The organism is Campylobacter coli, assembly GCA_039516895.1.
GTDB classification, from domain to species: Bacteria; Campylobacterota; Campylobacteria; order Campylobacterales; family Campylobacteraceae; genus Campylobacter_D; species Campylobacter_D coli_B.
In genome coordinates this window covers 147,254-164,277 of record CP154437.1, presented here as the reverse complement: position 1 = coordinate 164,277, position 17,024 = coordinate 147,254, and the positions used below count along the sequence as shown (strand labels likewise).

The window sequence follows — 17,024 nt, the reverse complement described above, 5'->3', positions numbered from 1 at the left end:
GGAAATTTTATGCAAGAACTTACTCGAGCGAAAAAAATTCGTTCCATTGTAGCTGCAAGCAGCGGAAATTTAGTAGAATGGTTCGATTTTTATATTTATGCCTTTACAGCAACTTATTTTGCTCATACTTTTTCAACTTCTGATAATCCTATCGTGCAACAAATCAATGCTTTTGGAGTCTTTGCTGCAGGATTTTTCATGCGTCCTATAGGATCTTGGCTTTTTGGTTCTTTAGCTGATAAGGTGGGTCGTAAAAAATCCATGGTTGTATCTGTGGTTTTAATGGCTTTGGGCTCTTTTATGATAGCAGCTTTACCTAGTAAAGATGTGGTGGGGGATTTTGCTATTATCTTGCTTTTACTTGCAAGACTTATACAAGGACTAAGTGTAGGCGGAGAATACGGCATAGCAGCGACCTATCTTTCCGAACTTGCCACCGAAGGCAAGCGGGGTTTTTACTCTTCTTTCCAATACGTAACCCTCATAGGCGGACAGCTTTTAGCAGTAGCTAGTATCAGTATAATGCTTTTCTTTTTTAGTATTGATGAAATGAAAGATTATGCATGGAGAATACTTTTTGTTGTGGGTGGAATTTTAGCTCTTGGCTCTCTTCTTGTGCGTAAAGTGATGAATGAAAGCGCGACACAAATTCACAAACATGATGATAGAGGGACGCTTAAAGCTTTATTTACAAGCTCTTGGAAACAATTTTTAATGGTGCTTGGTATCACTGCAGGTGGATCTTTGGCATTTTATACTATCACTACCTATACCAAAACTTTTATGGAAAATTCAGGTATGGATAAAACACTGGTTAATAATCTTTTTTTAGGTGCTTTATTTATACTTATGATTATACAACCGCTTTTTGGATATATCGGCGATAAGATAGGACATAAGCGATCCTTGATCATCTTTTGTATTTTAGCCTTTGTAGGAATTTATCCTATTTTCAATCTTATATCAAGCAATGCTCAAAGCAATTCTTCTTTGGTATTTATCTTAGTAGTACTTTTATTTATTATTCTAAGTTTTTACACTTCAGTGGCTGGAATTTTTAAAGCCAAACTTTTTCCTGAACATGTAAGAGCCTTAGGCACGGGCTTGGGTTATGCGATATCTAATGCTATCTTTGGAGGATCTGCACCCTGGGTGGCCTTACAATTTAAAAATGCAGGAATGGAAAATGGCTTTTTTGTCTATATTGCTGTGCTTACTCTACTTATGTTTATAGCAACTTTGTGCCTACCTAAAAAATCAGAGCTTAATTAGCCTTAAAGCCTTTAAAGAAAGTATCGAAAGTGCGGTACTTTCTAATTCTTTTAAGCTTTTAAATTGATAATTTTTATTTTCCTCTTTTAAAATTTGATGATAAACTTTAATGTTTAATTTATACTTTGTATAATTATGTTTAAATTCTCCCAAAAATTTCATATTTTTAGAAATTTCACCCTCCTCTTCCTTAAAAAAAGGAAAATTATACATACCCTTATAAAGTTTATCTTGACTTTTTTGTATGGCAAATTTTTTGCCCCATTCAAATACAAAAAGATTTAAGCTTGCATTCTCGTAAGATATTTTTTTAGCCTTAGGATAAAGCTCTGTGTTAAATTTACCTTGGCAAAAATCATACAAGGGACAAATTCCACATTTTGCATTTTTGCTCACACATATCAAAGCACCTATATCAAGTAAGGCTTGGTTATGATTAAAAGCATCTTCCAAATTCAAAAGCTCCTTAGCCTTTCTTTCAAGCTCGCTCATTTTTGGATTTTCCAAGGCAAAAAGGCGTGAAAGCACGCGGCGTATATTGCCATCAACAAAAGAAACTTTTTGATCGTAAGCAAAACAAGCAATGGCACCTGCAGTATAAGCTCCTATGCCACTTAATTTTTTTAATTCATCAAGTTTTTTAGGCAATTTACCTTCAAATTTATCTACACATTCTAAGGCTGACTTTTTTAAATTTCTAGCACGAGTATAATACCCAAGCCCCTGCCAAGCTTTTAAAAGTTCGTCTTCATTTGCCTTAGCCAAACTTTGCAAGGTAGGAAATTTTTGTAAAAAAGGAAAATAAAACCTCTCTAAAACTGATTTTACTTGAGTTTGCTGGAGCATAATTTCACTGATATAAACCCCATAAGCTCTATCAATATCTTTTAATCTTTCATCACAATCTTTGCTTTGCAAATTACGCCATGGCAAATTTTTGCGTCCATTTTTATCATACCAAAGAAGTAGTTTAACTTGTAAGTCTTGAATCATTTGTTTTTGCATGAGTTAGAGTATAACAAAAATTGCATAAAAATTTACAATGTATTATAGTGATATTTTAATAATTAAAATCAAAAATCATTTTATAAATTTATATAAAAAATCCCATTTTACATACAATACAAAGCTATAAATAATAAAAATATAAAAATAAATATAACTTAAATATAAATTCAAATAAAAAATAAAAAAGCAAGACAATATCGTTATTTTAAAAGCTTTAATTTAGAATAAAATATTTAAAATACATTTTTAATTTTCAAAATTATATTCTTTGTTATAATTATTTAAATCAGTATTTTTAAACGCATTTAAAGGGCTAAATCAATGGATCATCACAAGCTAATTCCCCTTTGGGATGAGCGCTATAATATCAACCATCAAAAAATCGATACCCAGCACCAAAGACTCTTTGAACTTGCGGCACAAGTTGAAAATGCGGTTTTTAAATTTGTTAAACGCGATGAATTAAAAGAAATTTTAACCGAACTTTTTACCTACATGAAAGAGCATTTTCATGATGAGGAAGAATTTATGCAAGAAATTCGATATCCACGCCTTTATGAGCATAAGCAAATGCATAAAAATATCGTGCATGAAATGTCTCAATTGATACAAAATATAAAATCCACAAATGATTTAAAAGAAAAACTATACTCTATCATGTCCAATTGGCTCTCTAGGCATATTTTAAGCCATGATGTTATGATTATTGCTTGGGTAAATGAGAATTTAAAAAAAGATGAAAATAAAACACTTGAGTTAAATGATTTGCCACCAAAACAAATTCTAACACAGGAGGAAAATTTTGAATTTATCTATTCTTGTCCTTGCAAGATAGATCATAGGTTAAGTTTTAAAGAGCATGAAAGTATTGCTAATGAAGGCAAGATTATGAGATGTAAAAAATGTCAAGAGCTTTTATTTTTTATTAGAAGCCAAGAAAAAACTTATAAAGGATAAAGCTTGCTTCCAAAATGGGATAAAATCTATAGCGTTCATAATGGCAAAATAGACAATCAACACAAAAAGCTTTTTGAACTTGCAGCCAAGGTTGAACATATATTTGATAAGCCCGTTCATAGAGATGAAATTAAAGCCTTACTTACAGATTTTTTCAACTATATGAAATACCATTTTGATGATGAAGAAAAATATATGCAATTCATTCGTTATCCAGACTTTGAAAGGCATCGCCAAATCCACAAAGAAATCATCCAATCCATGATAAAAATTATTCAAAATATAAAAACCACCAATGACCTAAAAGAAAAACTTTATATTATGGTAAAAAAATGGCTTTTAGAACACATACTTTATGAAGATATGAGAGTAGAACAATGGAGAATAGGGTCTTTAAGTTCTGAAAATGGAGCCGATATCACTTTTGAAGAGATTAAAGATGATGAAGAAGAGGCTGTAATTTATTTTTATGCTTGTGAGTGCATAGGACAAATTCATGATGTGCCTTCAGGAATTCACAAAAAAATACAAAATGAAGGTGCAAAATTTAAGTGTAAAAAATGCAAATTTCCTTTAGAATTTTTCAAAAAAGGATATTAGTTTTTATATTTATTTTGCTACAATTATTTAATTTTTATTAAAGGATAAAGAAATGTTAGCATTTTTTAAAGGCTTAGGGATAGGATTTTTATGCTTGGTGCTTTTTATAGCTGGAGTGATTTTTAATGTAGAATTTTTAAATAAAAACAAAACTACTCAAACTTTAAATTTTTCAAGAAGTATAGAAACAAGTATGGAAGCTAAACCTGATATTTTTCGTGCAAATATCAACTTTTGGGCAAATGAAAATTTAAGCACTCAAACCTTTTTAAGTAATGAAGACAAAATTCAAATTTCCAATACTTTTAATCAAATTTTAGAACGCTCCAAAAAAGAGAATTTTTGCAGTGGTGGAAGTTTCTCGCTTGAACCTAATTTTTCTTATAAAGACGGAGTCCAAACTCCTAAAGGACAAAGACTTCATGCAAATTTAGAATGTGAGTTTAAAGCGGACAAGCTAGAGGATTTTAACAAACTTTTAAATGATTTAAACTCAATCATTGCAAAAAGTGAATTTATAGGTATTTCTACACCTGCTTTAGAGCCTAAATTCTCAAAACAAACCCTAAAAGACAATAAAGAAAAACTTTATAGCGAACTTCTAAAAAAAGCTTATTCTTATGAAAACATTTATTCTTTAGATCTTAACAAAACTTGTATATTAAAAAATCTAAATATTGAATCAATTCCAAATTTTTATCCAAGGGCTTTAAATAGTATGAAAAGTGCTGATAATATGGAGCTTTCCTTACCTATAATAAAAGATGAAGAGCAAAGCATTAGTGGCACTGCTTTATTTATTTGCAAGTAATCAAAGCAAAATAAACTCATTTTAAGTTTATTTTGCTAGAATTTCATCTTTAGCTTTCGCGGGAATAGCTCAGGGGTAGAGCACAACCTTGCCAAGGTTGGGGTCGCGAGTTCGAATCTCGTTTCCCGCTCCATTAATCACCCGCCCGGGTGGTGGAATTGGTAGACACAAGGGACTTAAAATCCCTCGGAATTTTTCTTCCGTGCCGGTTCAAGTCCGGCCTCGGGCACCACTTTTTCTAAAAAATTATCAGGGCGACATAGCCAAGCGGTAAGGCATGGGCCTGCAAAGCCTTGATCTCCGGTTCGAATCCGGATGTCGCCTCCAAAAAAGGCAATTAATTTTTACAACTTCAATTCGGGAGATGGCTGAGTGGTCGAAAGCGGCGGTCTTGAAAACCGTTGAGGGTCACACCTCCAGGGGTTCGAATCCCTTTCTCCCGGCCACTTTTTGAAATTTTTCATTAGTTTAACAAACTCTGTTATGATAAATTGATTTGATCTAAAATTAAGGAAATCAATTTATGAAAAAATTCATCTTAATCTCATCTATACTTTCATCTTTTTTTGTATTTACCCAAGCAAGCGAACTGCCAAGCGATGAAATCCAACCCGAAGTAAAAGCTATCAAAGAACATTTTAAGGACAAAGTAGAAAAGGTAGAATTTGAAGCATGGGCAAAAGGTATGGGTTTAAACTTCTCAACTCAAAAATATCTTAACAATCAAAACTATAAAAAATATGCTAAAACTATGGCAAAACTCATTAGAAAAACAAGAGGAGTTAAGGGAAAGGTTGAAATTTGTTATGAAGGAACGCCTCAAAAACGAGTTCATAAATGCAATAAATTTTAATTCCTGACTTAAATTAATATCATAAAAATTTTTAAGTTTTTTTCACTATAAAAAAGCTACAATTTCTTAATTATATATCATTAAGGAAAAGGCATGTTTAAAATTGTTTTGCTCATATCAATAATCTTTGGCTTAAATGCTTGCAAAGGAGATGATATGAATAACAATGAAGATACCAATAAAGATATTAAAACAGTCTATGCACCTAATGCTGTAGGTATAGACTTTAATACAAAAACCAATGAATTTTTATTCAGCAAACAAGATGATGAAACTGGCAAATACACCAAAGAATATTCTAAAGCCCTTTTAGAAGCTGTTAATATAGTCGATAATTCCCCTTATAAAAAATTTTATAAGCCTAAGTATTTAGATCCTGAATTTCACACAGGGCAAAAATCCACTCTAATAGAATTTAAAGAATGGCAAAGCATATATTTAAAAGATCCTGTTAAAGGAAACTTAGCTCCTTGGACCAAAGCAGAAAAAGCTTATTATAATTCTTTAGATGGAGAAGGAAGGTATAATTATTTAGTAAAAAGAAGTGGCTTAGTATGTACTCCTATAGATTTAAAAGATAGTGCCTTAATAAGACCTAAAAGACCTAAAGAAAAAAGATTTATAAATGCTTATAAAGAAGGTATGAAAGATTATAAAGAAGCTAAGAGACTAGATTATAAAGGATATGATCTTTTTCAAAAAGCCATTAAGAATTTAAGCTATGCTTATGAAGAGGGTAAAGATTATAAAGCAGGACTTGCTTTAGCAGAGCTTGGATATTCAAAAGATTATTTTAGAGCCATTATAGGTAAATTAGATCAAGATGAAAACAATGAAGCTTTACTCAATAAATTAATCAATGAATTTTTAAATGCTAATTATAGAAGCATAAGGATTTATGAAGAGCTTATAGAAAAGTATGACTTAGGGGATGCTTATTGGGGTTTATATGTTTATTCGCGTAAAATAGAAGATACAGTATTTGATGATAGATTTTATTTTGCCCAGCTTAAAGATAGCAGTGAAGAGCTTTATAAAAATGCTTTTGAACATGGAGCTTATGGAGCTTTTGGCGCTAAGGCAAATACTATATATTCTAATTTAATTGCAGGAGAATATCAACTTTGCTTAGGTATATTGGGTAATAAAAAGGCTTTTTATGATGCAGCCGTATATATTGGTGATGCAGGTTTAAAATCAAGAGCCTTTCAAGCTCTTTGGCTTGGAGTGCAATTAGGAGATGAAAAGTGTTTAGAAGGATTGTATCGCCCTTTATATGGAATACATGAAAATCCTTTAAAAAGACAACTCATGAAAGACTTTGCTAAAAATCCTCCTTATGATAAATACGGAATGCTTCCTTTTTTAGATGAGTTAATCTCTACAGAATGGATTATAGATCCAAATGAATATGATTTTATTTACGATATTGATAATGATGTAATGAGGGTAATGCTAAATGGAATCGATAAGGGTAAATATAAAGATCCAAGAGATGTGGGTTCTACTCCTGAAAGTAGATGGGAATTTGACCAAGAAATAGATGCTTATAAAAAAGGTTATGTAAGAAGTTATAGTTATGATTTGCCCAATCGCTGGAGCGAAGCAGATGTAGAAATTTATTTAGAAGAGCTTTATTTACATGCCAAACTCGCAGCCCTAACTCCTCCTCAAGGCTATCCTAATGCGCCTTATTATTTTTCTCCTGAAAGATTAGATTTTCTTTACAAAAAAGGAGATTTAGACGCTAAACTTGATCCTAGAATCCCTGCTATATACAGAGCTAACTTTCCTGAAGAGCTTAGAGCTAAGATAAGAGCTTTTGCTAAAGAGCATGGAATAGAGGAATGAAATGAAAAATTTTTATATGAATTTAGCATTAAATGAAGCTTGGAAATATCAGTTTTTAACCTACCCTAATCCTGCTGTGGGTTGCGTTATACTAGATAAAAATGAAAAAATTTTAGCCATAAAAGCCCATGAAAAAGCAGGATGTGCTCATGCAGAATTAAATGCTATAGCCCATGCTTTTACAAGTTTAAACCCTGAAATTTCATTACCTCAAGAAGCAAATGCGATGCATGAATTTATTTGCAAGAATCATAGAGGTATTTTTAAAGATAGCATAGCCTTTGTTACGCTTGAACCTTGCTCTCATCAAGGAAAAACACCTCCTTGTGCTAAACTTTTTAGCGAGCTTGGCTTTAAGAAAGTTTTTATCAGTGTTAAAGATGAGAATGAGATTGCAAGCAAAGGTGCAGATTTTTTAAAAAAACAAGGAGTGGAGATTGAATTTGGCGTGCTTGAAGATGAAGGAAAAAAACTTTTAAAACCCTTTTTAAAATGGCAAAAAGGGCAATTTAAACTTTTCAAACTTGCTCTTTCTATGAACGGCTCGCCTTTTGGCAAAATCGTAAGTAATGAGCTAAGTCGTACTTATGCACATAAAATTCGTTCCGTGATTGATTTACTTGTATTAGGAGGAGAAACGATAAGAAAAGATCGTCCTATACTTGATGCAAGACTTTGCAAAGGCAAGGCGCCCAATCTTTGTATCTTAAGTCATCACAATTTAGAAAATTTTGACAAAAGCATTCCTTTATTTAATGTACCTCATCGCCAAATTTATACTCAAATTCCTAATAAAGCTAAATTTTTAATGTATGAAGGTGGAGAAAATTTTCTAAAAAATTTCAAAGATGAAATGGATATGTTTTTGATTTTTCAAAGTTCAAGTTTAAATGATGAAAAAAATGTTACAATGTCTTTAAATTTTAAGCCACTTTATAGAAATTTTTTAGGGAGTGACACTTATGGCATTTATGAGCTTTAGTGGATTTTTTTATGCAAGAAATGATTTAAGATTATTTAAAATAGAAAAGAAAAGCGAAATCAAATCTTTTTTTTATAAAGATTATACGCTAGCAAGCTTCAAAGATGAGCTAAATTTAAACAACGAAATCTTTTTTTATCAAAGTTTGAAAGAAAATTTATTTAAAGAAAATGATGAAATTTTAATTTCAAATTTAGGCAAAAAAATCATACTTTTTAGAAATTTCACTCAAAATAGTGATAATTTTGCTGAAGCAAAATTAAAACAAGTCTTGCTTTTAACTTTTTTATTTTTAGCGAGTGTATTTTTTGCAAGCTTGGCTGCCATCAATGAATTTGGTGCCATCGATCTTGTTTTTTTGATGATTTGCTTGTTGCTTTTAGTTATGGGTATCATTAACCTTGGCTTACTTTTTAAACAAATTCGTATCTTAAAAAGTTTTAGCAAAGAAGAAATGAAGGAATTTTTAACCCAAAGAATGAAAAAATACACAAAGAAATAAACAAAATACCTTAAATTTTCTAAAAAATTTATCTATTAAAAGTGTGCGAAGTAAAATCTTAGCACACTGTTTTTAAATTTGTAGCAAGTCCGCCTAAAGAAGTTTCTTTATATTTATAATTCATATCCTTGCCGGTTTCATACATAGTTTCTATCACCTCATCAAGACTGACTATAGGAATGGATTTGCGTGTCATTGCCATTCTAGCTGCACTGATGGCTTTTATCGCTCCAAAAGCGTTTCTTTCAATACATGGAATTTGAACCAAACCCCCTACGGGATCACAAGTAAGTCCTAAATGATGCTCCATTGCCATTTCAGCAGCATTACAAGCCTTAAAAGCGTTAGCTCCTAAAACCGTAGCCATTGCTCCTGCTGCCATAGAACTTGCACTGCCTATTTCAGCCTGACAACCTGCCTCTGCCCCGCTAATACTTGCATTTTTCTTATAAAAAGAACCTATAAGCATAGCTACTAATAAAAATTCGATTGCCTTTTCATCATTAAAACCTATGGTATGATTTTTAAGATAAAGCATAACAGCAGGAATTACTGCACAAGCTCCATTAGTAGGAGCAGTTACAACCTTTGCTCCACTTGCATTCTCTTCAGCAATAGCAATAGCATATAAAGAGATAAAATCAATAATCCCCATAGGATCAGCAGTCATTGTAACCCTTTCTTTAAGACCCTTTGCTCTACGCTTTAAGTGAAGTTTTCCCGGTAAATAATCCTCGTTTGGATGTGTGCCATTGTAATACACTTCTTGCATCACTTCCCAAATTTCTAGACAATACGATCTTATTTCTTCTTTCGTATGAAATTGCAACTCATATCTATAAGAAAGTTCGGCCAAATCCCAATCTCTTTTTTCACAAAGTTCTAAGGCTTGCTTTGCATTATTAAGCTCTATATCTAGTTTTTTCTTTCTGCCTTGGGATATCCCTTTATTTCTCTTTTCCAATTCCGCAGCCGTTAAAACAAAACCACCGCCTATAGAATAGTAAGTTTCTTGATCCACGATCTCACCGCTAGCATTAAAAGCTTGAATTTGCATACCATTTTCATGCAAAGGCAAAAAATCTTTAGAAAAAATTAAATCTTTTTCATAATCAAATCGAAGCTCTTTTTCTCCGCATAGATTGATCTTCCCCTTGTCAGTGGCATTTTTATTAACTTCTTCTTGTATAGCTGCACTCAAATTTTTAGCTTCTAAAGCATTCAAGCCCCAAATAACGGCTTTATCACTTAAATGTCCTTTGCCTGTTAAAGATAAAGAGCCATAAAGAATGATTTGAATTTTTTCAATTTTTTCTAATTTTTTAGCAATTTTTTTACAAAATAAATTTCCTGCAAGCATAGGTCCTAAAGTATGCGATGATGAAGGACCTACACCTATTTTAAAAATATTTAAATTACTCATTCGCTACACCTTAAAAAGTATAAATTACGGTGATAATTGTTAAAACACCTGTAACAAAAACAAAAGCATCTAAAGCTTTATTTTGGAATTTTTTCATTTTTGAAACCGTATAAATTGCAATAATTGGCATTAAAAATAAGATTGCTGCGATAATTGGACCGCCTAAACTTTCAATAAAACCTAAAATACTAGGATTGATATAAGCAGTAATTAGCATAATAATATACATAACTAAAGTTGAATAAATAGCAATTTTTTTCAAATCAGGATTTTCACTACCTGCTAATTTGCAACATTTTCTTACTATACCATAAGCACCCTCTCTAGCACCAAAATAATGTCCAAAAAATGAACTAGAAATCGCTAAAAATGCAATCAATGGACCACCATAGGAAATAAAAGGATTATCAAGCTTATTTGCAAAATAAGAAAGCACAGGTATATTTTGTGCTCTAGCTTCATTAAGCTCTGCAGGACTTAAAGAAAGTACGCAAGATATCACAAAAAACATAACGAAAAAGAGTAGCATTGTAGAAGTTCTAAATAAAATTTGATCAGCTTTTTCTACGGCATGTTCTTTGTATTGTCTTTTTACACTTAAAGAAAAAGTAGAAATAGCGGGCGAGTGATTAAAAGAAAACACCAAAACCGGCAAAGTCAGCCACACTATAGTAATAAATTCTTTTACCCCAGGAATAGCACTAAAGCTTTCAAACGACCATTGTGGGATAAGATATAAAGAAAATATAAATAAAATAGCACACAAAGGATACACAAGCCATTCACACACTTTAGTAATCAATTCTTCACTAAAAAGCATGATAAGCATAAAAATACTTACTAAAATAAAAGCTAAAAGCAAGCGATAAAAAGGGAATAAACTCGCTACAACTTTTCCTTTATCATCTGCGCTTACCTCATACATAGCACGAATGATATCCGCAAATACACCCTCTGAATTTAAAAGAGGTAAAAATTGATGATAGATAAAACTTTCAAAAGTATTGGTTATACCCACACAATACGCTAAACAAATTGGAAAAATAGCAAAGAAATAAAGCACAGAAATAAAAATACTCACCCCTCTACCAAAATATTCCTCAGCAGCATGAGTAATGTCTTTATCATTACCATTTGCTTGGCTTACAAAACGACTTAAAGCTCTATGACTTAGATAAACCATTGGAAAAATAATCACAGCCATTGCAATAACCGGCCAAAAACCACCCACACCTGCCTTAATAGGCAAAAATAATATCCCCGCACCCACAGCGGTTCCAAAAAGAGATAAAACCCATCTCGTGTCATAACGAGTCCACTTAGGAGTATTCATACATTTTCCTTAAAATTTGATATCGCAAAATTAAGCTTATTTTAACACACTTACCAAGCAAAAAATCTAAATTCCTAGCATTTTTCTTTAATTTATGTAACATTTTGTAAAATATTAGTCTTATTAAAATTATATTTTAAGATTTAATTCAAGTAAATTTTGAAGATGGTTTTTTATATAAAAAACCATATTGGATTAACAAAGAGAAATTTTTAAACTCATTTAAAAATTTGGAAACATAAAGTCTCCAAATTTACATGCTTTTAAAATTAATAATCAAATTTTTGTCCTAAGATATTACCCTGTGCATCAGTATAAATTTTCAATTGATTGCTTAATTCAAATTTATATCCGTTGATTTCTTTGCTTACTTCTATGATTTGAGCATTTGACGAAGCACTGATTTTTGGCATAATATTTGGTAAAATGCTATTTGGTAGAGCTTTGTATTTTCCATCTACATCTTTCCACTCTCCAGTGATAATAAAGTCAATTTCTGTTCCATCATTTAAAGTCACATCATAAGAATCTATATCTTTTTTTACTAAAGCAATTTGTGCTGTTTTAAAATTCTTAGATATAAAATCTTGTGCATTTCTTGGAAGTTCACTCGCAGGAACAATTATATCTCTAGCAAAAAGCACCGTAGCACCCAATAAAGCCGCTAAACCTAATTTCAATTTCATTTTTTCTCCTTTTTGTTTGTGTTTTGGTTGAGAGAAGTTTAACTTATCTTTGTGAAGTGAATGTGAAACTAAAAAATAATTTTTAAACTCTCATTTTCAACGCCCATGCCTTGACTTTTCTTAAAAGAAAGTATTCTACCATCTTCAAATTTTAAAGTATCATTATCTTTTAAAGTTAAATCATAAGTTAAAATATGCAAAATAATGTCATACAAAGTGAAGAAAAGCTCTTTTTCTTCTATATTTGCATCACAAACCTCAAGCTCTAATTTATCGAAATTTCTAAGACCATAGGTATAGGCATTATTGCCATTATCACCTGGATAAACGCTTACATAAATCCAATTATAAACAGGCAAGCGATTATCTTCTAGCATTTTTGCATTTTCTATATAAAACTTAGGCTCTAAAACAACTCCTCCTGTATAAAATCCCAAAGCATGCTTATCTTGCAAACACACAGATGATATTTGAGTAAAAAGTTTAGCTTGATCTAATTTTGTTTCACTCTGACTTAAAACAGATATAAGAAGATGTGCTTTATGTTTTTGGGTTTGCTCTAAAGCATCTTTCCACATAAAGTTAAAATTAGCATAATATTCTGCTTCGTTGTTGGGTATGGGATTTTTAATCAAATTTAAAGTAATGAGCATATTTTTAAAAGAAAAAATCACTCCATCTTGAGTAAAATTTTCATCAGCAATCCATATATCAAAATCATCTTCGAGTATCTTTTTTAATTTCAAAAAATCAAACTTGGCTTCATCAAGAAGAACAAAAGAAATAAAATTATGATTTTCTTGCATGCTTTTCCTTAAGGGTTAAAGTATTTAAAAAATTATAACCTAAATTTTTAAGCCAAAGGCTTGTGAAATTATGATTATTTAAAAAATTATGATAATTAATATTAATTATAATTTTATTTTTATTGTAGTATAATCGCCAAAATTTAATCAAATTATGGAGTTAAAGATGGAATTTTTAAAAGATTATATTGATTTAATTATCTTTATAATTTTAGGAGTTATGGCATTTATAGCTTTTTGGTGCGTAATTGAAAGAGTATTATTTTTTAGAAAAATAGATTTTAAAAATTATGAAAATCAAGAGCAATTTGATGATGCAATTAGCGAGAATTTAACTACCATTTATATCATTTATTCTAATGCTCCTTACATAGGACTTTTAGGAACTGTTGTAGGAATTATGATCACTTTTTACGAAATGGGAATAGCAGGAAATATAGATGTTAAATCCATAGTCGTAGGACTTTCTTTAGCTCTTAAAGCCACAGCTTTAGGACTTTTAGTCGCTATACCTGCCTTAATGGCTTATAATGCCTTGCTTCGTAAGGTTTCGCTTTTAAGCAATGCTTATAAGGTAAGTAAAAATGCTTAAACTACCTAAAAATGAAGGGTTAAATATAGTTCCTTTCATAGATATAATGCTTGTTTTACTTGCTATCATTCTTAGTATTTCAACTTTCATTGCTCATGGCAAAATTGAAATCAATCTACCCGTTAGCGAAAATGCTCTAAGTCTTAACAATGATGAAAAAAAATTATCCATTAGCATTGATGAAAACAATATTTTCTATCTAGACGATAAAACTACAGATTTAAAAGGCTTAAGCGATGCCATTTCTTCGCTTCATAAAAAAACCATAGTGGAATTAAAAAGCGATAAAAATGCAAAATTTGAAAGCTTTGTTCAAATCATTGATTTATTAAAAGCTAAAGAGCATGAGAATTTCCAAATTATAACAGAGAAAAATAGATGAAAAATGCTTTGTCAAATCACAAATCACAAGCTTTTTATATATCCTTTTTATTTTTCTTACCTCTAGCTTTTTTACTTTTTAATTCTGCCAATTTTTTTAAAATAGAATTTAAAAGTGAAGATAGCTTTACTTTGGCGATGAAGCAATTCACTCAAAATCAACCAACCCAAACTCCACCTATACCGACAAATTCTGAGCCTATACAGCATCATAAACCCAAACCTATAAAACAACCTATTAAAAAAACTAAAAAGGTAGCCGAAAACCAAGTAAAACCTATACAAGCGATCAATCCTATACAAAAAAGTACACCATCCATAGCTCAAACCCCTACAACTCACAATCAAGCTTTAAAAAATTCCGATGCAAAGCCTACTCAACTTACCTATGGTAAAGATAATCACCCTGCATTAGAAAAAATTCAAAAAGCTATCATGGAACAAGCAAGAAAAAACTATCCAAGACAAGCAAGAAAAATGCGTATGCAAGGCGTTGTGGAAGTGGAATTTTTATGGAAAGAAAACAAAAGCTTAGCAGAATTAAAAATCATTCAAAGTTCTGGACACAATTTATTGGATAAAAGTGCTTTAGAAAGTATACGCAAGGCTTCGGCTTTTTTTCCTTATTATCAAAGCGATCTAAGGATAGTTTTGCCTATAGTGTATAATTTAAAAGCGTGATTTAAATCAATTTAGTAATTCTTAATATCTAATATTTTTAAATTTTTACACTCTTTTATCCACAAATATGGCTTCATTGTTACTTATTTGCACCATTAAATCTTTTTTTAAATTTTGCTCTAAATTCCCTAAAGACTTATTTTGAAGTTCTTCAAAAATTTGTGGATTACTTGCTTTAAGTTTGGCTTGCTCATCTGCACTTAGGGCACTTAGTCCTTTTTCTTTGGCGATTTCAAGCAAATCTTTAACGTCTTTTTCATCTTTTTTCTTTTTGATTTTTACCTCATCGTTTTCATCACTTTTTTGCGGATCTGTGATTTTGGTAGCATCCGCACTTCCGCCCGATGCATTTTTTATATCTCTTAAAATATCTGTTAAACTTTCTTTTTTTACATCAAATTCATTGATATTTCCATCAAAATTCACATCTTTTTCTATGGCAAAATTAAGTCTAGTTTGCAAATTTGCACTTAAGCTTAATTCATCTTCACCTTTAAAAGCTAAATTTTGCATACTTTCAAATAAGGTATTTTTATGAAATTTCACATTGATATGATTTGACTCTTCTTTATTATTTAATGAATTTGGATTAAAAAACTCGCTGCTTATTTTTTCAAACCAATTAGCAATAAATTCATTAGCTTCGCCATTAAGCCTTATAGCTCCATCATCTCTAGCGATATAATTTGTAAAAGAACCAAAATGACTTTGTAAATTTTTATAATTTTCATCACTGATTTTTAAAGCCATAAGTTCACCTTGTTTGCTTTCAAAAACCACTTTAAAACCTGAAATTTGATTATCTGAAATATCATTTACTTTGACTTTTTCTTGCTCTTCTTTTTTTAATTCTAAAATTTCTTTACGATTTGTAATATTTTGAGAACTTGGTAAAGAAACATTAAAATCATTTATTGTTAATTTATCCATAATAACTCCTTAGAAATTTTAAAATTGGACTTGTTTATTTTATTTACAAGCTGCAAATAAGCCCAAACGACACGCTTGTCTTTTATGTTGGGTAGGCAAAGAATTGCATTGTTTCAATCTTATTTCATAATCAACGCAAGAATTTCTAACCTGTGAGTTTTTATTATTATTCTCAGTTTTGCCATAAGCAAAAGAATTAACAAAACAAGCAACCAGTGCAATAAAAAGTAATTTTCTCATAGCAAAGCTCCAAAAAATAAAAATATTTTATAATCACAATCTTAAAATTATTTGATACAATTACAAATTTGATATCGACAAAAAATCAAATTTATTTATACTAAAAAAATTAAATTTAAAAAAGGAATACAAATGAAAGCATTAGCCCTTTTTAGTGGCGGACTTGATAGTATGCTTGCGATGAAACTTATCACTTCACAAGGCATTGAAGTAAAGGCTCTAAATATTAATATAGGCTTTGGAAGCACAAGCGATAAAAGTGAAATCATGAAAAAGCGTGCCGCAATGGTAGGTGCGGATTTTGAAATGATAGATGTAAGAAATTCGTATTTGCAAAAAGTGCTTTTTAATCCACAATACGGCTATGGAAAGCATTTTAACCCCTGTATAGACTGCCACGCTTTTATGTTTAAAACTGCACTTTCAATGCTAAAAGAAGAAAATGCAAGCTTTATCATAACAGGTGAAGTTTTAGGACAACGCCCTATGAGCCAAAGAGGTGATGCGATGGCTAAGGTTAAAAAACTGGCTTTAGATGAGGAAGACTTGATACTTCGTCCTATGTGTGCAAAAAATTTGCCTTTAACCAAGCCTGAAAGAGAAGGTTGGGTGGATAGAGAAAAGCTTGAAGGTATTAGCGGAAGAAGTCGTAAAAGACAACTCGAACTTGCAGCTAAATTTGGTTTAGAAGACTTTGAAAGTCCTGGTGGAGGATGCTTGCTCACACTTGATAGTTTTGCTAAGAAAATTCGCGACTTTATAGAATTTGATAAAGATATGCAAGTAAATGATGCACAACTTTTAAAATACGGACGCCATTTAAGACTGCCTAATGGAGCTAAAATGATCATAGGTAGAAATGAATTAGAAAATGAGCTACTAAGAAATTTAAAAACACCTAAATATGAAGTGATAGAACTTGGAGATTTAATCGGAGCTTATTCTTTACTTAGTGCAAATGCAGATGAAAAAGATTTAGAACTTGCCTTAAAAATCGCTCTAACTTACACCAAGCATGAAGCAAACAAAAGCTATGAGCTTCGATTTAAAAATCAAAACTATAAAAGCATAGCTTTTGAAGACAAAAAAGAAATCAATCCATTTTTCATTTCTTAA

At 31.0% G+C, this 17,024-nt stretch carries 19 protein-coding genes and 4 tRNA genes; 16 read left to right on the top strand and 7 right to left on the bottom strand.

Annotated features, from left to right (window positions below; genetic code table 11):
• The first annotated feature begins 9 nt into the window (after nt 1-9).
• Entirely contained in the window at nt 10-1,272 is a 1,263-nt protein-coding gene (locus AAID94_00740; GenBank protein ID XAK24082.1) for an MFS transporter, read from the top strand.
• On the opposite strand, the gene mutY is transcribed toward AAID94_00740, so the two are convergent.
• A complete protein-coding gene (gene mutY, locus AAID94_00735) occupies nt 1,258-2,277 on the bottom strand; it encodes an A/G-specific adenine glycosylase (GenBank protein ID XAK24081.1) in 1,020 nt (339 codons plus the stop codon). The two genes, AAID94_00740 and mutY, sit on opposite strands and share 15 nt — an antisense overlap.
• Before the next feature lie 324 nt (nt 2,278-2,601).
• Here mutY and AAID94_00730 point away from each other — a divergent pair, with 324 nt between their 5' ends.
• The 11 genes from AAID94_00730 (at nt 2,602) to AAID94_00680 (ending at nt 8,836) form a co-directional block, all read left to right on the top strand.
• On the top strand, nt 2,602-3,237 hold the full coding sequence (locus AAID94_00730; GenBank protein ID XAK24080.1) for a bacteriohemerythrin: 636 nt from the start codon (nt 2,602-2,604) through the stop codon (nt 3,235-3,237).
• Nucleotides 3,238-3,240: 3 nt separating this feature from the next.
• Nucleotides 3,241-3,837, top strand: a complete 597-nt coding sequence (locus AAID94_00725) for a bacteriohemerythrin (protein XAK24079.1) — start codon at nt 3,241-3,243, stop codon at nt 3,835-3,837.
• A 52-nt stretch (nt 3,838-3,889) separates the two neighbouring features.
• Nucleotides 3,890-4,648, top strand: coding sequence for a hypothetical protein (locus AAID94_00720; GenBank protein ID XAK24078.1), 759 nt, complete (start codon nt 3,890-3,892; stop codon nt 4,646-4,648).
• A gap of 58 nt (nt 4,649-4,706) precedes the next feature.
• Nucleotides 4,707-4,781, top strand: a tRNA-Gly gene (locus AAID94_00715).
• A 10-nt stretch (nt 4,782-4,791) separates the two neighbouring features.
• Nucleotides 4,792-4,880 (top strand) — tRNA-Leu (locus tag AAID94_00710).
• A 21-nt stretch (nt 4,881-4,901) separates the two neighbouring features.
• Nucleotides 4,902-4,975: transfer RNA gene (locus AAID94_00705), tRNA-Cys, on the top strand.
• A 31-nt stretch (nt 4,976-5,006) separates the two neighbouring features.
• Nucleotides 5,007-5,094, top strand: a tRNA-Ser gene (locus tag AAID94_00700).
• 77 nt (nt 5,095-5,171) lie between these two features.
• Nucleotides 5,172-5,501: a hypothetical protein gene (locus AAID94_00695; GenBank protein ID XAK24077.1), complete on the top strand. Its 330-nt coding sequence runs from the start codon at nt 5,172-5,174 to the stop codon at nt 5,499-5,501.
• A 93-nt stretch (nt 5,502-5,594) separates the two neighbouring features.
• Entirely contained in the window at nt 5,595-7,352 is a 1,758-nt protein-coding gene (locus AAID94_00690) for a hypothetical protein (protein ID XAK24076.1), read from the top strand.
• Nucleotide 7,353: 1 nt separating this feature from the next.
• Nucleotides 7,354-8,334 carry a bifunctional diaminohydroxyphosphoribosylaminopyrimidine deaminase/5-amino-6-(5-phosphoribosylamino)uracil reductase RibD gene (gene ribD / locus AAID94_00685; GenBank protein ID XAK24075.1) on the top strand — a complete coding sequence of 327 codons (981 nt, stop codon included), beginning with the start codon at nt 7,354-7,356 and terminating at the stop codon, nt 8,332-8,334.
• Complete coding sequence (locus AAID94_00680) at nt 8,315-8,836, top strand: hypothetical protein (protein ID XAK24074.1); 522 nt, start codon at nt 8,315-8,317, stop codon at nt 8,834-8,836. Before ribD ends, AAID94_00680 begins: the two co-directional genes overlap by 20 nt.
• 58 nt (nt 8,837-8,894) lie before the next feature.
• Here the strand turns inward: AAID94_00680 and AAID94_00675 are convergent, their stop codons facing one another.
• From AAID94_00675 to AAID94_00660, 4 genes are all read right to left on the bottom strand, one after another.
• Entirely contained in the window at nt 8,895-10,259 is a 1,365-nt protein-coding gene (locus AAID94_00675; protein ID XAK24073.1) for an L-serine ammonia-lyase, read from the bottom strand.
• Between the two features lie 10 nt (nt 10,260-10,269).
• Entirely contained in the window at nt 10,270-11,592 is a 1,323-nt protein-coding gene (locus AAID94_00670; protein XAK24072.1) for an aromatic amino acid transport family protein, read from the bottom strand.
• Nucleotides 11,593-11,861: 269 nt separating this feature from the next.
• Nucleotides 11,862-12,278: a PepSY-like domain-containing protein gene (locus AAID94_00665; GenBank protein ID XAK24071.1), complete on the bottom strand. Its 417-nt coding sequence runs from the start codon at nt 12,276-12,278 to the stop codon at nt 11,862-11,864.
• Between the two features lie 68 nt (nt 12,279-12,346).
• Nucleotides 12,347-13,084, bottom strand: a complete 738-nt coding sequence (locus AAID94_00660; protein ID XAK24070.1) for a DUF4261 domain-containing protein — start codon at nt 13,082-13,084, stop codon at nt 12,347-12,349.
• 166 nt (nt 13,085-13,250) lie between these two features.
• Between AAID94_00660 and exbB the strand changes: the two genes are divergently transcribed.
• The 3 genes from exbB to AAID94_00645 are packed head-to-tail and all read left to right on the top strand — an operon-like array spanning nt 13,251 to nt 14,738.
• Entirely contained in the window at nt 13,251-13,676 is a 426-nt protein-coding gene (gene exbB / locus AAID94_00655; protein ID XAK24069.1) for a TonB-system energizer ExbB, read from the top strand.
• Nucleotides 13,669-14,058 (top strand): TonB system transport protein ExbD, encoded by a 390-nt coding sequence (exbD, locus tag AAID94_00650; protein ID XAK24068.1) that lies wholly within the window; start codon nt 13,669-13,671, stop codon nt 14,056-14,058. Before exbB ends, exbD begins: the two co-directional genes overlap by 8 nt.
• Nucleotides 14,055-14,738: an energy transducer TonB gene (locus AAID94_00645; protein XAK24067.1), complete on the top strand. Its 684-nt coding sequence runs from the start codon at nt 14,055-14,057 to the stop codon at nt 14,736-14,738. Before exbD ends, AAID94_00645 begins: the two co-directional genes overlap by 4 nt.
• 45 nt (nt 14,739-14,783) lie before the next feature.
• On the opposite strand, the gene AAID94_00640 is transcribed toward AAID94_00645, so the two are convergent.
• Nucleotides 14,784-15,668, bottom strand: coding sequence for a hypothetical protein (locus AAID94_00640; protein XAK24066.1), 885 nt, complete (start codon nt 15,666-15,668; stop codon nt 14,784-14,786).
• A 39-nt stretch (nt 15,669-15,707) separates the two neighbouring features.
• Nucleotides 15,708-15,908 carry a hypothetical protein gene (locus AAID94_00635; protein XAK24065.1) on the bottom strand — a complete coding sequence of 67 codons (201 nt, stop codon included), beginning with the start codon at nt 15,906-15,908 and terminating at the stop codon, nt 15,708-15,710.
• A 132-nt stretch (nt 15,909-16,040) separates the two neighbouring features.
• Here AAID94_00635 and AAID94_00630 point away from each other — a divergent pair, with 132 nt between their 5' ends.
• Nucleotides 16,041-17,024: an MnmA/TRMU family protein gene (locus tag AAID94_00630; GenBank protein XAK24064.1), complete on the top strand. Its 984-nt coding sequence runs from the start codon at nt 16,041-16,043 to the stop codon at nt 17,022-17,024.

Bases quoted from the DNA above. Each gene is read 5' to 3' on its own strand.
- AAID94_00740 (XAK24082.1), top strand. From the start codon at position 10: ATGCAAGAACTTACTCGAGCGAAAAAAATTCGTTCCATTGTAGCTGCA.
- mutY (XAK24081.1), bottom strand. From the start codon at position 2,277: ATGCAAAAACAAATGATTCAAGACTTACAAGTTAAACTACTTCTTTGG.
- AAID94_00730 (XAK24080.1), top strand. From the start codon at position 2,602: ATGGATCATCACAAGCTAATTCCCCTTTGGGATGAGCGCTATAATATC.
- AAID94_00720 (XAK24078.1), top strand. From the start codon at position 3,890: ATGTTAGCATTTTTTAAAGGCTTAGGGATAGGATTTTTATGCTTGGTG.
- AAID94_00695 (XAK24077.1), top strand. From the start codon at position 5,172: ATGAAAAAATTCATCTTAATCTCATCTATACTTTCATCTTTTTTTGTA.
- AAID94_00690 (XAK24076.1), top strand. From the start codon at position 5,595: ATGTTTAAAATTGTTTTGCTCATATCAATAATCTTTGGCTTAAATGCT.
- ribD (XAK24075.1), top strand. From the start codon at position 7,354: ATGAAAAATTTTTATATGAATTTAGCATTAAATGAAGCTTGGAAATAT.
- AAID94_00680 (XAK24074.1), top strand. From the start codon at position 8,315: ATGGCATTTATGAGCTTTAGTGGATTTTTTTATGCAAGAAATGATTTA.
- AAID94_00675 (XAK24073.1), bottom strand. From the start codon at position 10,259: ATGAGTAATTTAAATATTTTTAAAATAGGTGTAGGTCCTTCATCATCG.
- AAID94_00670 (XAK24072.1), bottom strand. From the start codon at position 11,592: ATGAATACTCCTAAGTGGACTCGTTATGACACGAGATGGGTTTTATCT.
- AAID94_00665 (XAK24071.1), bottom strand. From the start codon at position 12,278: ATGAAATTGAAATTAGGTTTAGCGGCTTTATTGGGTGCTACGGTGCTT.
- AAID94_00660 (XAK24070.1), bottom strand. From the start codon at position 13,084: ATGCAAGAAAATCATAATTTTATTTCTTTTGTTCTTCTTGATGAAGCC.
- exbB (XAK24069.1), top strand. From the start codon at position 13,251: ATGGAATTTTTAAAAGATTATATTGATTTAATTATCTTTATAATTTTA.
- exbD (XAK24068.1), top strand. From the start codon at position 13,669: ATGCTTAAACTACCTAAAAATGAAGGGTTAAATATAGTTCCTTTCATA.
- AAID94_00645 (XAK24067.1), top strand. From the start codon at position 14,055: ATGAAAAATGCTTTGTCAAATCACAAATCACAAGCTTTTTATATATCC.
- AAID94_00640 (XAK24066.1), bottom strand. From the start codon at position 15,668: ATGGATAAATTAACAATAAATGATTTTAATGTTTCTTTACCAAGTTCT.
- AAID94_00635 (XAK24065.1), bottom strand. From the start codon at position 15,908: ATGAGAAAATTACTTTTTATTGCACTGGTTGCTTGTTTTGTTAATTCT.
- AAID94_00630 (XAK24064.1), top strand. From the start codon at position 16,041: ATGAAAGCATTAGCCCTTTTTAGTGGCGGACTTGATAGTATGCTTGCG.